At 42.8% G+C, this 16130-nt stretch carries 11 protein-coding genes, 1 pseudogene and 1 other annotated feature; of the genes and pseudogenes, 7 read left to right on the top strand and 5 right to left on the bottom strand.

The annotated features are described in order from the left end of the window. Nucleotides 1-170: 170 nt before the first annotated feature. Nucleotides 171-560 carry a hypothetical protein gene (locus AC4E8A_RS10775; RefSeq protein ID WP_490198481.1) on the bottom strand — a complete coding sequence of 130 codons (390 nt, stop codon included), beginning with the start codon at nucleotides 558-560 and terminating at the stop codon, nucleotides 171-173. 156 nt (nucleotides 561-716) lie between these two features. Between AC4E8A_RS10775 and AC4E8A_RS10770 the strand changes: the two genes are divergently transcribed. The 3 genes from AC4E8A_RS10770 (at nucleotide 717) to lysS (ending at nucleotide 5758) form a co-directional block, all read left to right on the top strand. After that, nucleotides 717-2903, top strand: coding sequence for an FUSC family protein (locus tag AC4E8A_RS10770; protein WP_490198480.1), 2187 nt, complete (start codon nucleotides 717-719; stop codon nucleotides 2901-2903). 210 nt (nucleotides 2904-3113) lie between these two features. Continuing rightward, the gene (locus AC4E8A_RS10765) at nucleotides 3114-3677 is read left to right on the top strand and encodes a nucleotidyltransferase family protein (RefSeq protein WP_490198478.1); all 564 of its coding nucleotides are present in this window, start codon (nucleotides 3114-3116) and stop codon (nucleotides 3675-3677) included. Between the two features lie 283 nt (nucleotides 3678-3960). Then, nucleotides 3961-4223 (top strand) — a binding site (T-box leader). Nucleotides 4224-4297: 74 nt separating this feature from the next. Beyond that, entirely contained in the window at nucleotides 4298-5758 is a 1461-nt protein-coding gene (lysS, locus tag AC4E8A_RS10760; RefSeq protein WP_490198477.1) for a lysine--tRNA ligase, read from the top strand. Between the two features lie 278 nt (nucleotides 5759-6036). On the opposite strand, the gene AC4E8A_RS10755 is transcribed toward lysS, so the two are convergent. Beyond that, complete coding sequence (locus tag AC4E8A_RS10755) at nucleotides 6037-7218, bottom strand: chromate transporter (protein WP_490198845.1); 1182 nt, start codon at nucleotides 7216-7218, stop codon at nucleotides 6037-6039. A gap of 84 nt (nucleotides 7219-7302) precedes the next feature. Continuing rightward, nucleotides 7303-7542: pseudogene (locus AC4E8A_RS10750) on the bottom strand (helix-turn-helix transcriptional regulator); the annotation flags it as partial. A gap of 188 nt (nucleotides 7543-7730) precedes the next feature. Here AC4E8A_RS10750 and AC4E8A_RS10745 point away from each other — a divergent pair. Further along, the gene (locus tag AC4E8A_RS10745; RefSeq protein ID WP_490198476.1) at nucleotides 7731-8687 is read left to right on the top strand and encodes a DUF2268 domain-containing putative Zn-dependent protease; all 957 of its coding nucleotides are present in this window, start codon (nucleotides 7731-7733) and stop codon (nucleotides 8685-8687) included. 106 nt (nucleotides 8688-8793) lie between these two features. Continuing rightward, a complete protein-coding gene (locus AC4E8A_RS10740) occupies nucleotides 8794-11949 on the top strand; it encodes an SNF2 helicase associated domain-containing protein (protein ID WP_490198474.1) in 3156 nt (1051 codons plus the stop codon). A gap of 220 nt (nucleotides 11950-12169) precedes the next feature. On the opposite strand, the gene AC4E8A_RS10735 is transcribed toward AC4E8A_RS10740, so the two are convergent. Next, entirely contained in the window at nucleotides 12170-12709 is a 540-nt protein-coding gene (locus AC4E8A_RS10735; RefSeq protein WP_490198472.1) for a helix-turn-helix domain-containing protein, read from the bottom strand. 163 nt (nucleotides 12710-12872) lie between these two features. On the opposite strand from AC4E8A_RS10735, the gene AC4E8A_RS10730 reads away from it, so the two are divergent. Then, complete coding sequence (locus AC4E8A_RS10730; protein ID WP_490198470.1) at nucleotides 12873-13544, top strand: DsbA family protein; 672 nt, start codon at nucleotides 12873-12875, stop codon at nucleotides 13542-13544. Between the two features lie 5 nt (nucleotides 13545-13549). Continuing rightward, complete coding sequence (locus AC4E8A_RS10725; RefSeq protein ID WP_490198469.1) at nucleotides 13550-13963, top strand: disulfide oxidoreductase; 414 nt, start codon at nucleotides 13550-13552, stop codon at nucleotides 13961-13963. Nucleotides 13964-14021: 58 nt separating this feature from the next. On the opposite strand, the gene AC4E8A_RS10720 is transcribed toward AC4E8A_RS10725, so the two are convergent. Continuing rightward, nucleotides 14022-14201 carry a hypothetical protein gene (locus AC4E8A_RS10720; RefSeq protein ID WP_119546643.1) on the bottom strand — a complete coding sequence of 60 codons (180 nt, stop codon included), beginning with the start codon at nucleotides 14199-14201 and terminating at the stop codon, nucleotides 14022-14024. Nucleotides 14202-16130 lie beyond the last annotated feature (1929 nt).

Here is a 16130-nt window from a genome sequence, read left to right as displayed (position 1 = left end):
CTTAGGTATCTGAATACTGTAGTAAACACTCGTGATCATCAGAGATAAGCAATGAAGGACATATACTGTGGTAAGCAAAAAAAGGCAAGGAAATGCCTCCAAAGACAATCACCAATGCCCATCCCAGCAATATGACAACCAGTGTGACTTCCAGGATACCGCTTGTTGATTTACTGCTGACGCTCGTCAAAAAGTTGTTTCTTTTTACCGATTTTATCAATTAGATATGAGGCAATGGTGGTTAGGATTTCAATACCCAAACCCGATAAAGCAATTAAGCTGTTCAATAATTTACAGGAAATACATTTAGTGAGTGAAGACGGCATTCCTATCAGGAAAAAAATGGAGCTGACGAAACTAGTATAATGAAGCAGGGTATGTTCAGAAATATATCTCTTAACGTTTTTTTGCTGTTCAGCAAAAGTATATCCAACCAAGCAAACTAAGAAAAAATCCATTTTCCTAAAGTATGATTTCGGAACAGGAAAAATGGTGCGAATATCTAAAAGAGCCATCACAGACGAATAGTATTCTGCTAAACCTGTCAAAAACTGTTCCATAACGGTAATTCACAACTCTCCCAATCAAGTTGCTGTATTTCCCGGTCCTGATTATGATAGACTTTAAAAACTCGTGCACCCAAGATTACCACACTGTCAGAAAGGGTACGATAAATGAGTACAATATAAAAGGCATTTAGTAAAGGTTTGATAGATATGAAACAAATACATAACCACCCGGTATGGATCGTCCGGTTTTTAGCTTCCGATCCGGGAAGAAAAAGATTTCAAACTGCAGGAAAGACAACCATCAGCATTATTTCCTCTGTCTTTACGATGATATGGCTGCTGAATTGGTTTGAATATGGAACCATTACACCTGCAATCGTTGCGGGAATGGTCGGCTTGTTCGGGATCATGCTGGTGATGGATGACACGGTGATCAAAAAGAAGATTACGACTGTGTTGATCGGCATTAGTGCATCCTTGGGTATTACGCTTGGTTCTCTCCTCGCTCCTTTTACACTATCATTGAATGCATTGATGGTGCTGGTCATATTTTGCGCCTTTTATTTTTCACGCTTTCAAATCCGTTATTTCTCAATGGGAATGGCTGGTTTCATGTCGACCTATTTTTCTTCCATCCTGCAATTGGATGCAGCCCATTTAACCTGGTTTTATATTGGAATTACATGCGGTGTTGTGTTTGCTTTTCTTTATAACTTTGTAATCTTCAAAGGTTCAGCTCAAAGTTTGCGAAGGGGAATGCGGTCGTTCCATATGCAAACCAATTTAACACTGAACCTTTTGATCCAATGGATCGAGAATCCCGAAAATAGTGAAAAGAAAAAAAGCGTGCTTCATAAGAATGTTCAAAGATTAAATGAATATTCAAGACTGGTTGCTAGCGAGATAAAAGATGAGAATCTCAAAAAGCTGTGGCCGGGAATAACCTCATCGCAATTAAGGCTGTATATATTCGATACAGAGATGCTGATCCAGACACTTACAGGATCTGTCGAGAAGCTGAGGGAACTGCATGCGTATGAGCATGAACATGTAAAAGCCCTTGTTGTCTGGGTAATCCAATCATTAAGGGATGCAGAAGTGCTTTCCCATAATTATTCACCGTACGCTCTTCAGGATGCAGAAAAGGCAGTCCAAGGCCTGCGGCTATTATTGACGGAAATCTTGAATACAGAAGAGAAACCGGAAAGATGGGTATACCCGCTCCGCAGGATTGAATCGATAGCAAACCATGTAGTGAATGCAGCAGTAACCATCCAGGAAGCGTTGAAGTCATCAGCTCCTGAGATTCTTGAAAACCGGATGGAGCCTGAAAAAGAGGATTCAACCGAAAATAACGAAGAGGATAACGATGAAAAAATCACACTCGAACCAGCAACCCGGAAAGCCATTCAAGGTCTGGTCGCCGGTGTCCTCGCCATTATAGTGGGAAATATCATTTCTCCTCAACAGCCTTACTGGGTGCTTCTGACCACGTTCATCATCCAAATTGGAACAGAATCGGTAGGGCGGACATATGTTAAAGGGGTTCAACGTTCACTTGGCACAGTCATTGGGGCTGTAATCGGTTTTGCTGCTGCCAAAGTTGTAAGCGGCCACCCATTGTTGGAAGTCATCTTGCTATTCCTCGTTATTTTCCTGATGTTTTACGTTTTTCCAGTTTCTTATACATGGATGAGTTTTTTCATCACAATGCTTATTGCTTTCATGTATGATCTCCTGCTTGGAGGAATCAGTGCAGCATTAATCGGCGCAAGAGTCATGGATACCATTGCAGGCGCACTTATTGCTTTACTCGTTTCTGCCTATATTCTGCCAAAAAAAACGAAAGGAAAAGTGACGGAAACGATTGACGACTTCCTTGGGGAATTGAAAAGTTACACTTCAGACTACTTGGCATCGTATATCAATGGAAAGCCAAGGGAGCTGACCGACCAGGCATTTGAACTTGACCAAAAGCTTCAAGTAATAAGGGATGAAGCACAATCCCTTATGCAGCGTCCGGATGCTGCGAGAAAGTCGGGAATCAGCCGATGGATGATGGTCGTGACCGCCATCAATTATTATGCCAAGCACCTGCTTGCTTCCTCACACCGGAACGTGACCGCCACTTTGCCTGAAGAATTAACGGGTGTCTTTCAAACAGTAGAGACTAAGCTTGCAGAGAACATAGAACTCCTGCAGAACCTAATAAAAGAAAACGAAAACGAAACAGGGTTCTGGCCGCTGGATGATGAGAGGGTAAAGATTGAAACCCTTGCACCAAGCCGGCGAAAAGGGCAGTTCGATTTGATTCACCATATGTATTACATTTGGCGCATCAATCAATCCATTATTGCCCTGGGTAAAGAGTTGGGAGCAAAAGAGCGGAAATGAATTCCGCTCTTTTTATTTGGTCTTTTCTTATACTTTGTCTCTATAAAAATCATTGGTAAGCAAAAAAGATAACAACTGGTCTTCCTGTTGAGAGAGAAAACTTCTAGTACCCAGAGGGAAAATCAGGTTTCTGATTTTTTCCGAAAGCCCAATTCAAAATATTTTACTATGATATAATAAAATAGGAATATACGTTCGGGAGGCGGCCACATGAAGACCAAAGAAGACGTTTTAACGTTAATACAGGAAGATAAGCAGATGATGGAGGTGCTAAAGGCAGCCAAAACACTGGATTTGCCTGACTGGTGGATATGCGCAGGCTTCGTACGCTCTAAAATCTGGGATTCACTACATGGATACGAACAACGAACAATGATACCGGATGTCGATGTCGTTTATTTTAACTCATCAAACATGGACGAAGCCTTGGAGAAAGAATTGGAAAAAGCGCTTAGAAAAATCATTCCAGAAATCCCATGGTCCGTCAAAAATGAAGCAAGAATGCACATCATCAACAATATTCCGCCCTTTTCTTCCACAGTAGATGCCATATCCAAATTCCCAGAGACAGCCACAGCCCTGGGTATAAAGCTTGATGAGCATGACAACCTAATCCTTACTGCCCCTCATGGTTTGGAAGATGTCCTTAACATGGAGCTAAGACCGACACCATCTATGAAAACATCAAGAGAACTAGCTGAAATTTATGAAGAACGACTCGCAAAAAAGAACTGGCCATCGATTTGGCCAAAAGTAAAAGTCTTTCATGTGTGATCAATACTTCCCGATCTATCTTAAGGAAGAAATAGCCAGACAACAAGTGCGTTATGAATAGAAACCACCCTTACCACATTCGATTCTGAAGATCTGCTCACTGTTGATGAACTGCTGCAGACTAAGCCTCTCGGACACAGAGGAGCTGCCTTTATGCCTTACCGCTTCATCCATAAAGAATACCAAATCCTGCAGAGGCTCAAAAAATATCAGAAAAATCCAACAACCTATTGACTTTCCCAATTTATTCCTCTAGAATAACCATAATTATTCAATAACGGCATGAACGGCATTGAAGAGAAGAGTAATTTTGAATCATTATTCACAGAGAGTCCCGGCCGGTGGAAAGGGACAATAAGATTCTTAATGAAAAAAGACTCCGAGCCTCGTATGGATCCAGGGCATTTTCTGGTGATGGTGCGACGGGATCTCCCGTTACAGAGATAGAGTATAACCAATGATAATTGGCGTACTCGAAGAGGTTGGTATGGCGACATATCAACAAACTGAGGTGGTACCGCGAAGTGAACAACTCCCGCCCTCAAGATTTCTAAATCTTGGGGGTGGGAGTTTTTTTATTGCAGTGAGTTTCACCATCATTTAAAAGGGAGGAAATAATAATGAGCAGGGAACAAATGGAACGGCGCTTGGAAAAAATGAATGCCTTGAGGTCGAAGGGCAACCAAGTGTACCCAGATAAATTTTCTACAACCCATGAACTTCATGCAGCAGCAAGGCTGGATGATGGGACAGAAGGTGTGCGAACAGCTGGACGAATAACAGCCATCAGGAATTTTAGCAAGCTGGCATTTATTACGATTTCAGAGGTGCAGGGAACTTTGCAGCTTCTGTTAAAAAAGGACGAAATAGGAGAAGAACGTTTTGCTCAATTTCATCAACTCCTTGATATCGGCGATTTTATCGGTGTCGAAGGAAAGATGTACACTACTGGAACAGGTGAAAAAACGGTAAGAATCGACCAGTATGTTTTCCTGGGAAAAGCATTAAGGCCTTTGCCTGAAAAATGGCATGGCTTAAGTGATGTAGAACTTCGTTATCGTCAGAGGTACCTGGATATGATCATGACAAAAGAGACACAAAACAGAATGCTTGCCCGCTCTCAAATGATCCGTTCTGTCCGCAGATTTTTTGAAGAGAAAAATTTCATAGAAGTGGAAACACCAATACTGCAGCATACGTCTTCAGGTGCGCTTGCTAAGCCTTTCATGACATTCCATAATGCCTTGGATACTGAATTGAACCTTCGTATTGCTCCTGAAACCTACTTAAAAAGGTTAATGGTCGGAGGATTCACAAAAATTTTTGAAGTAGCGAAATGCTTCAGAAATGAAGGCATCAGTCCGCAGCATCTTCAGGAGTTCACCATGGTTGAAGGATATGCCGCCTTTTGGAACTACCAAGATACAATGAAACTGATGCGGGACATGGTGTTAAATGTTTTGAGAGAAACATTCGGTACGACAACCATCACACTGCAGGGACAATCCATAGACTTCTCAGAACAGTGGGAGATCGTTTCATTCAGAGAACTGATCTTAAAGCATACAGAGATCGATATCGACCTTTATCCTGAGGTAAAAGATTTACTACGTGAAACCAGGAGAAGAAATATCCAACTTGGCGGTGAGGATTTGAAAACGATGGGGAGAGGGAACTTCATTGATCTTTTGTACAAAAAAACCTGCAGGCCGCTGATCATCAAACCAACATTCCTGGTTCAGCATCCAATCGATCTGTCACCTCTGGCGAGAGCGAACGACGATGATCCAAGCCTCACAGACCGCTTCCAACTGGTGGTGAACGGAGCAGAAATCATCAATGCCTATTCAGAGCTTGTCGATCCTGCAGAACAGAGAATGAGACTGGAAGAGCAGGCCCTGCTGAAAAGCAGCGGTGATGCAGAAGCTATGGAAATGGATGAAGACTATCTGACGGCAATGGAGTACGGCATGCCTCCGATTTCCGGCTGGGGATTCGGGATCGACCGCCTCCTGATGATCTTGACTGACAGTGAAACGATCAAGGATTGTGTGCTCTTTCCGTTGACGAGAAAGCTCTAGAGGACATCTTAAATAAAATTGCCGGAAAGCACCTCTGCCAGCCGCACGTTGAAAAATGCGGAAAAGCCCGCCCTTTGGAGACGCCCATATGAGAAGAAATCAGCTTATCCCGTTTCAAAACCAAACAAAAAACCTTCAAAAGAAGGGGTCAGAGGTCTCAGCCACTGACCTTTTTTGTCATTTTATGGTACATATTTTACGAAAAAAGGGATCTTTTTCGCCTGATGTTTCAAGTTGTATGTACTTCTAATGAGGACAAGGCACCTAAAAATTACAACTTATATCATCCCAATCAACCAGCCGCCAGCAGCACCAGTCAACACAACTACCCATGGCGGCAGTTTCCAGAATACCAGCAGACTGAACAAAATAGCGGCCAAAGCAAAATCAATCGGCACGAGAATCGAGCTTGTCCAAATAGGATGATAAAACGCGGAAATCAAAATACCGATTACAGCAGCATTGACACCCATTAATGCCCCCTTGATTTTTGGTTTTCTGCGAAGAGAATCCCAAAACGGAAGAGTCCCATAAACTAACAGAAAGGCAGGCAGGAAAATGGAAACCGTCGCTAACAATCCGCCTTGCCAACCGCTCATCACAGCACCAATGTAGGCAGCAAAAGTGAAGAGAGGTCCGGGGACAGCCTGGGCCGCACCATAACCCGCGAGAAAAGTTTCCTCACTCAGCCATCCTGTTGGTACAAATTCACGCTCCAATAACGGCAGGACGACATGCCCGCCGCCAAATACTAATGAACCGGACCGGTAAAAACTGTCAAACATCGCAATCCAATTAAGAGATGTCGCTTCTCTGAGGATCGGCAGCAAAACAAGCAGACCGAAGAACAAAGCTAAACAGACGGTCGCAAATGTTTTGGAAATCGGGACTTTTATTTCCCTATCATCCGAATCGGCATGATCTTGAAATAAGATGTATCCTGCCAGTGCTGCAATCATAATAATTCCTGCCTGCGTAACGGCAGTCTGCCATAGCAAAGCCACCACCAAAGCTATAAGGGCAATAGCTTTCCTTGATAAATCAGGAGTCAGCTTCCGGGTCATCCCTAAAATGGCATGAGCTACGACCGCAACAGCCACAATTTTCAACCCATGAATCCAGCCTGCATCGGATACATCGAACTGGTTCAAAAGCAATGCAAATAGGATTAAAGCAACAACGGAAGGAAGCGTGAAACCAATGAATGATACAATACCGCCGACAGCACCTGCCCGGATTACTCCTATCCCAATTCCAACCTGGCTGCTTGAAGGACCTGGAAGGAATTGACACAATGCCACCAAATCAGCATACCTTTTCTCATCCATCCATTTTTTTCGTCTGATATATTCACCATGAAAATAACCTAGATGGGCCACAGGACCTCCAAATGAGGTCAATCCCAGCCTGGTAGAGATCATTAAAAGCTCCAATAGTTCGCGTATGCTCGATTTTTTCATGATTTCATCACCTGCCTTACTCTTTTTTTCTTTGAACAACTCATAGCCTTTCAATCTGGCTTCCTTCAGGATGACAAAGCCTTTCTTCGTCGTCGTATCGTATTTCCTGATCCTTCCCCCGACCTTTTTAACTTCTTTAACCTGAAGGCAGTCCGATTCTATTGAATGCAGAATAGGGTAGAATTTGCCGGAACTGATATTATACCCCTGTCCTCTAAACTCCTCGACCATACAACTCCCATATACAGGATGTTCCTTTGCATGGTGTAAGATGTGGGTATGGATGAATCGAGAGGAATTACTTCTCAATACTGTATCCTTCATAAGTATGACCCCCATAACGCCACATCGAAAACCGATATCGGTATTTTAGAATAGCTCCTGTCTGCTTACAACTAATATCAGCATAATTTACAAACTCTTAACATTGAAAACAACGTAAACTCTATGCAGCTAACAAAATGGATTATTATGGTATAATCTAGTAAACTGCATTCTACTAGGGGGGAACGATGAAGAAAATACTGCTATTTATGATAGGTGTTATCTTCTTGGCAGGATGTTCAGAAGAGATACCAGAACAAAAACAGATAAAAGAAGATTGGCAGGATAAAGTCAAAGTCGAAGAGTTAATACATTCGTTCAAACACCCGGAAACAGAACAATCATACAAAATTATAGATGCCTATAAGTTGTTCTACAACTATATTATTGCCATAGAGGAGGATCCGGAGAGTGAAGAGAGTGCACTTTATAAGCAGGAAATCATTGATCCCCTTTACCAGGAATGCTTTGCTGGCGGGGAATTCCCTCAAATGGCCGAGACTATAACCGAACAAGTTCCCTATTCGCTTGAAAAGATAGAGATTCTGAATGAGAAAATTGAGAGCAGTGAGTACTTGGACTCTATTAAAGAAGCTTTGATTAAATCATCTGAATTGCTGCCTTCTGATAAGGAAACGAATGTATGTATCTTTCCCCACTTGAACAAAAGGAGTGCAGGAGCGGTTACCGTCGGAGCTGAAAGGATTAACGTTTTATACAGCCCACTTTTCACACAGGATTATCTGAAGACGGCCATCGCCCATGAATATCATCACAGTTTTTGGGCAGAACATTTTTTCAATGACGAGAGGGCTTCAGTACTGGATAACCTTGTCTTTGAAGGAAAAGCAGTAATGTTCGAAAAGATCGTATACCCTGATTTGGAAGGGACACATGTTAATGATGAATATAACAAAGACTATTGGACTCAAATCCAAAATGATTTAAATGAATATGATTATACCCGGTCCAGCGAGATTCTTTTTGGAGGAAATGGCCTTCCCCAGCTATATGGTTACATGGAGGGGTATAAGATGGTAAAATCCTTTCTGGATCTTCACCCCGATTCAAAACCAATAGAATGGACCGGACTAAGCGGGAAAGAGATATTTGAGGAAGGGAAATATACTGAACACTATCAATAAAGAAAGATGGAGCTGGTGAATCGTCCAGCTCCTTTTTGCATTATTTTATTATAAATATGTTAAAATGCTGATAGCGCAATATGCCTTGAAGGAAGGGGAAAACGATTTGAACTTAGAGTTGAATACAAAAATCATCACTGACATGTGCGGCAGCGTCTCCTTCAGAAGAGGTGACGTCTATTACAAAAATAATGCTGTCGAGATCGTGGATATACACACAGATTACTGCAAGGGTATCGTAAAAGGCGGGGAACGATTTGAAGTGACCGTCAAGAAGGATGCCAATGGAAAGATCCATACAGATTGCACCTGCCCAAAACTGTCCTCTTTCACGCTCCAATGCCAGCATGTTGCAGCAGTACTACTCGCAATAAAGGAAAGACAGCCGGACAGACAGGACCTGGCAACAGGGTTCTTGGACCTTTTCGAAAAGAAGAAAGGGAAATCAAGCGGATTTCAGCGCCATTTTGAAACTAGAACAATACTGGACGTTGAATTCCGCATTAAACCTGTGTTTACAAATAAAGAGGTTTATCTTTTAGGGATGGACATCATGATTAACCAGCGAAGAATCTATGATATTAAAGCTTTTTTACAAAGAATAAGAGAAGGACAGTCTTTTCGGATTACAAAAAACCTGACTTACGACCCAAAAAATCATTGCTTTGAAAATGATACAGACAATATTATACAACAGCTTATCATGGTGGTTCATGATGAAAAGGCTTATATCCATGGATCCCTTCAGGAGCACCACACCCTGCTGATTCCTCCAACATCATGGGAAAAGGTTTGTCCCTTACTATTGAACAACCAAAAGGTGATCCTGGATGATTCAGGGCACCTGTTCAAGGGACTTGAAATGTCCGGGGAACGGATTCCCCTGAAGTTTACCTTTGATGATGATAGTGAAAACGAGTATGTCCTTAAGGTAAAGGGCCTCCACTACATGGTTGTGTTACTTCCCTATAATGCCGTGTTGAGTGAAGGTACACTATATCCTTTAAGAGCAGAGGACTGCCAAAGGCTTTCTGAAATCAAAACCATGCTTGAAAAAACGGGAAAAAATCAGTTCCCTATACCAGCACCAAGAGTACGATACTTCCTTGAAAAAGTGGCAGTCGATTTAAAACGAATCGGCCAAGTTGAGATTACCGGCTCACTGAGAGAGAAGTATATGAAGACACCTCTTTCGGCCAAGCTCTATCTCGATCGTGTGAAAAACAGGCTGCTGGCCGGCCTGGAATTTCACTATGAGACCATCATCATCAACCCTTTGGAAGAAAAAGAAATTCCAACAGGCAGCCTTCTTGTAAGGGATACACAAAAGGAAAATGAAATCCTGGACATCATGAAAGAAAGTTCGTTCGCTAAGACAGAAGGCGGCTATATCCTGTATAACGAGGAATTGGAATACGACTTTCTCTATTACATGGTACCCAAGCTTCAAAAGCTTGCAGGCATTTATGCTACTACAGCAGTGAGGAACAGAATTCACCGCGGGAAATCACGTCCCCAGATCCGGGTGAAGGTAAAACGCGAGAGGATGAACTGGCTGGAATTCAAGTTTGAAATGGACGGCATTCCTGAAAGAGAAGTCCACGAGCTCCTGCAGGCCATGGAAGAAAAGCGGAAATATTACCGCATGCCAAACGGGTCACTTCTGTCCCTGGAAACAAAAGAAATCCAAGAAATTCAGCGTTTTCTAAGAAGCTCGCAGGCTGACCACATCGACTTTGCCAAAGGCATTTCCCTTCCGATGAATCAGTGCCTGGAGATGCTTGATCATGTGGAATCAGATGACGGATTCAAAATCGAGAAGTCATTCCGTGAGTTTATTCATGGTTTGAAACATCCGGGGAGCTTGTCTTTTCCTGTCCCTGAAAACCTTTCATCCATTTTGAGGGATTATCAGAAACAAGGGTTCTTTTGGATGAAGACTTTGGCGCATTATGGATTTGGAGGTGTGTTGGCAGACGATATGGGTTTGGGCAAAACTCTCCAGAGCATCACCTTCATTCAATCGATTCTTCCTGCCATACGCAAAAACTCTGAGCCTGCCCTGATTGTCTGTCCATCCTCCCTAACATATAATTGGCTGGCTGAATTCAAGAAATTCACACCAACCATTCATGCAGCCGTAATGGATGGCGATAGGGTGAAGAGACAGAACCTGCAGAATGGCTTCAAAGAAAAGGATGTTCTCATCACGTCCTATCCTTTGCTGAGAAGGGACATACAGTGGTTTGAAAAACAATCTTTCTCCACTGTATTTTTTGATGAAGCACAATATTTTAAAAATCCAGTAACACAAACAGCCAGAGCAGTGAAAAAGATCCAAGCGGGGCACCGCTTCGCTCTTACAGGGACACCGATTGAGAATTCTATCGAAGAACTCTGGTCCATCTACCATGTCGTGTTTCCGCAATTATTCCTTGGCTTGAAAGACTACAGCCAACTGACAAGAAAAACAATTGCCCGCAGGGTCCAGCCATTCATGCTACGCAGGGTAAAAGAGGATGTACTATCAGAGCTGCCGGCCAAACAGGAAACCCGTGAGTTGGTCGAACTGCTTCCGGAACAGAAAAAACTTTATGCCGCATATCTTGCCAAGCTGAAGCACGATACATTGAAACATTTGGATAAGGATACACTGAGGAAAAATAAAATCAAGATTCTTGCCGGCATCACACGCCTGAGACAGATTTGCTGTCATCCGGCACTCTTCATCGATGGATATAAAGGAAAATCCGCCAAGCTGAAGCAACTGATGGAAATCATTGAGGCATCCAAGTTATCCGGAAGAAGAGTATTAATTTTTTCCCAATTCACTAAAATGCTGGGTTTCATAGGGAGAGATTTAGCAGGAGAGGGGATTCCGTTTTTTTATCTTGATGGGGCCACACCTTCTGAGGAACGGCTCGAGTTATGCAGCCGGTTCAATGAAGGGGAGCGGGATATCTTCCTGATTTCCCTGAAGGCTGGAGGCACAGGGCTTAACCTCCACAGCGCAGACACCGTCATATTATACGATACCTGGTGGAACCCTGCTGTGGAAGAGCAGGCAGCCGACCGGGCACACAGGATGGGCCAGAAGAACACTGTTCAGGTCATCAAGCTGGTGGCCAGCGGGACCATTGAAGAAAAAATGAATGAACTCCAGGAAAAAAAGCGGCATCTTGTAGAAGAGCTGATTGATTCTCAGGAAAATAGGGAGACAGCCCTGACAGAAGAAGATATAAAAGAAATACTGAATATATAAAAGGGGTGTTTTCGTCATATTGTCCTTGTTGGAAAATCCCGGGGGTGGATTCTCTAAATGGATACCAGGTCTTATCCATCCGAATGGAAGGGCTGCTATATCCTTTCTTGCTTTTAGATAGATTTCTGGAGAACAGGGCAGAATTTCATTTTCACTGGCAGCAGCGTTATGAAAAAAGCCTAAAAAAAAGAACTTCCTTGCCTCAGCTTGGGAGTTCTTTTTATAGAATATCATGCAGCTCTGCTTCCGAATAGACACTGATGAGGATCACAGCATCCGACTGGCCGACATTTTTCACATAATGCGGAACACTGGCATTCCAGCTGAATGAATCTCCTTCTTCGATAATATATGAATCTTCGCCCTGCACGGCAAGAATTTTCCCCTTTAGCACAAGATGAGTTTCAATGCCTTCATGGGCGTGGGGCTCACCAATAGAAGAACCGAGAGGCATATCGACCACCATCATCCTCAGACCGGCTTTGGAACTCAAGTGTTTTATCTTTAACTGATTAAAGGTAGATGTAGACCTTTCTTCTTCTCTTACGACTTTCATATGCTGCTTCTTTTCCAACAGAAGGTATGGCAATGGAACGTTCAAAAATTCAGCAATACTGCTTAACGTATTGATAGAAGGGGATGTATTATTATTCTCCACATTACTGATAAAACCTTTCGAAAGACCGGTAGCTTCACACATTTGAGAAATCGTCAGTTTCTTCCTGTTCCGGATGGCACGGATTTTCGTCCCTATTTCCAAGCAATAACCTCCTTGAAAAGTTTACAAATATGAATCTTATTTTCATATTACCAAAATACACATTGACAATCCAGCCGTAATCTTGTTACCTTAAAAACAACTTAATATCATATTAAGAAACTTATACAAAGAAGTAATCTCACTAAATGACTGGGGTGGAACCATGCCAAAATCAAGAAAACAAGAAAGTTCATCAACGTTTATCTTCTGGATCATCGGCCTTGTTGCCGTATTGCTGGCTGCAATGATTTTCCTTTCCAATATTCCAAAACAGGTTGATCTGGATTATTCTGAACAGCCTTTTATTGGAAAGGAGAGCGCGCCTGTAAAAATTGTTGAGTTCGGTGATTACAAATGTCCTTACTGCAAGAATTTTAATGAAACATTCTTTCCACAAATCCAAAAGGATTTAGTGGATACAGGCAAAGCATCCTTTTACTTTATCAATTATTCCTTTATCAATGTAGATTCCACAAGAGCTGCTAAATTTGCAGAAGCCGTTTACCAACAATTAGGAAATGAGACATTCTGGAAGTTCCATGAGCTCCTGTATGAAAAATTCCCAGGGGATATGGAGTCCGAAAAGCAAGACCTGTTTACCGAAGATTATCTTGCCCAGCTGCTTGGAGAAGTCGCTTCAGAAGAAGATGTCAAGAAAGCGGACGCTGCATTTCAGTCTGAAGAAGCGGAAGATGCTTGGGAAAAAGATATGGACCTTGCAAAAGAACTGGGAGTCCAAAGTACACCAAGCGTGTTTATCAATGGAGAGGAATTTACCGGAAATTCGTTTGAAGACTTCCAGGAGGCCGTTAATAAGGCGGCAGAGGGAGAATAAGAGGCATGAAAAATCACCACTTGTTAGCAGCGTGGCTCGTTTCCATCGCAGCCATGCTGGGAAGCCTGTATTTCAGTGAAATCAGGCATTTCATTCCATGTACATTTTGCTGGTATCAAAGGATCTTGATGTACCCGCTTACCATTATTATTGGTACAGCTTATTACTATGGAGATCATAAAGCGCATCGGTACGTACTGCCGCTTTCTGTGCTAGGGATGGCTGTATCTGCCTATCACATCACCTTACAAAAAATACCCTTTATGCATGAGTTCGAAATGTGTACCAGCGGCGTTCCCTGTTCAGGAGAGTATATTAATTGGCTCGGGTTCATCACCATACCAGTACTTTCTTTCACAGCCTTCAGTGCCATTACCATATTTATGGTCATATTCAAAAAGAGAACAAGCCAGGACTGATGTCCAGGCTTGTTTTGTTTTGTTATATAAGTTTCGATTAAAAAAAGTAATGGCTATTTCAGCTGATCTTGTTCAGAATACTCTTCGTATGCTCGGTGTCAATCTCTTTCATCAACTGTTGCAGTTCTTCCTTCGTATTGCTGTCCAGTCCATTATAGATCAGCAAAGCTTTCGTCTCATCAGAAGTAACGATCCTTCGATAAAGCTTCGAAATTTTTTTACTCCTGTGACTTTCCATTTAACCACCTCGTGAAAAAGATTGATTTAATTATAATACTGATTGAATTGTCTTATCAATACATAAGTATTAAATAGTTGTGAAATTGAGTACTTTAACCAATTAATTGTAAAAACTTTTAAATAAATTGATTTATACTGCTTTCTTTTATCTAAAACTGTTCCCTGATTTCCACTCCAAATGACGACTCCACTGAGGGCCGGTGAACAAAAATCGGAATCGGCAGATCAGAGCTGTACATGCACAGATTGGAGGGGAGCGAAAAGAAATAATGATATTCCCTTGTCAGTAAGAAACAAAACGTCCAACGCTTAAAGGCAGATGGATTGGTATACTTTCGCAGGCTGAAATCCGTGTAGCCGTTGGGGACTTTTAGGCTGGAATCTGAAAGTACGCTGGCAACTGTCTCATCAGGAAAAACCTCGATTTCTTCTAGTCACCGGCCTCTTCAACTGTACAAGTCTTGATAGTCCTCAGGAAATCCCCACAATCACCATTCAGGTTAAACTATAATTTTACCACAAATCTAAAATACTTCAAAAGTATATGTAAAGTAGAAAACGTAACAAAAACCGGAACTGCCAACCAGCAAACAGCCTAGAGGACAATTGATGCAATGGGAAGTATAAGAAAAATGAAAGAATATCTCCCTATCTTATGCGAAACGCTCCCCCTCGGAATAGATACTGCACAATCATGGAAGCCAAAGACTTTGAAGAGTTTGAGCAGCGATTGAACAGGCTCTATGGATGGAGGATGAGTACTCTTTTAAGAGGATTAGGGGAGAAGGTTTTTAAGGCTGATTTCACCATTCATGGTTTTGAATTATTCGAGCAGGGGAGTTACTGTAGAAAAACAAAATGCGTATCTTCACATAATGATGGAGCATCGAATACTAGGAATATCCGGAAAAGAAAGAAGGCGTAGTGAAGTTAAAAAAGCCGGCGTGAAACCGCACAGGCGTTTTCAAGACAGGGTCAAGAAGCCACCATACTGTCGCGATTCTGGGGTTCTCGCGACAGGTACGAGTCACAATGTTCCCAGGCTGTCGCATTTCTTGGGTTTTCGCGACAGGTTCAAGTCAAAATACTGCCAAGCTGTCTCGATTCTTGGGTTTTCGCGACAGATTCAAGTCAAAATGCCACCTGGCTGTCCCGATTCTTGGGTTTTCGCGACAGATTCAAGTCAAGATGCCACCTGGCTGTCCCGATTCCTGCCTTTTCGCGACAGGTTCGCGTCAAAATGCTGCCAGGCTGTCCCGATTCCTGCCTTTTCGAGACAGATTCAAGTCAAGATGCCACGATACTGTCTCGATTCTTGGCTTTTCGCGACAGATTCAAGTCAAAATGCTGCCAGGCTGTCCCGATTCCTGCCTTTTCGCGACAGATTCAAGTCAAGATGCTGCCAGGCTGTCCTGATTCCTGCCTTTTCGCGACAGGTACAAGTCAAGATGCCACGATACTGTCTCGATTCTTGGGTTTTCGCGACAGATTCAAGTCAAAATGTACCCCGGGTGTCGCAATTCCTGCCTTTTCGAGACAGATTCAAGTCAAGATGCCACCTGGCTGTCCCGATTCCTGCCTTTTCGCGACAGATTCAAGTCAAAATACTGCCAGGCTGTCGCGATTCCTGCCTTTTCGCGACAGATTCAAGTCAAGATGCCACGATACTGTCCCGATTCTTGGGTTTTCGCGACAGATTCAAGTCAAAATGCTGCCAGGCTGTCCCGATTCCTGCCTTTTCGCGACAGATTCAAGTCAAGATGCCACGATACTGTCTCGATTCTTGGCTTTTCGCGACAGATTCAAGTCAAAATGCTGCCAGGCTGTCCCGATTCCTGCCTTTTCGCGACAGATTCAAGTCAAGATGCTGCCAGGCTGTCCTGATTCCTGCCTTTTCGCGACAGGTTCCAGTCAAGATGCCACGATA

Source organism: Bacillus sp. SRL337 (genome assembly GCF_984799155.1).
This window is presented reverse-complemented; position numbering and strand designations above follow the sequence as displayed.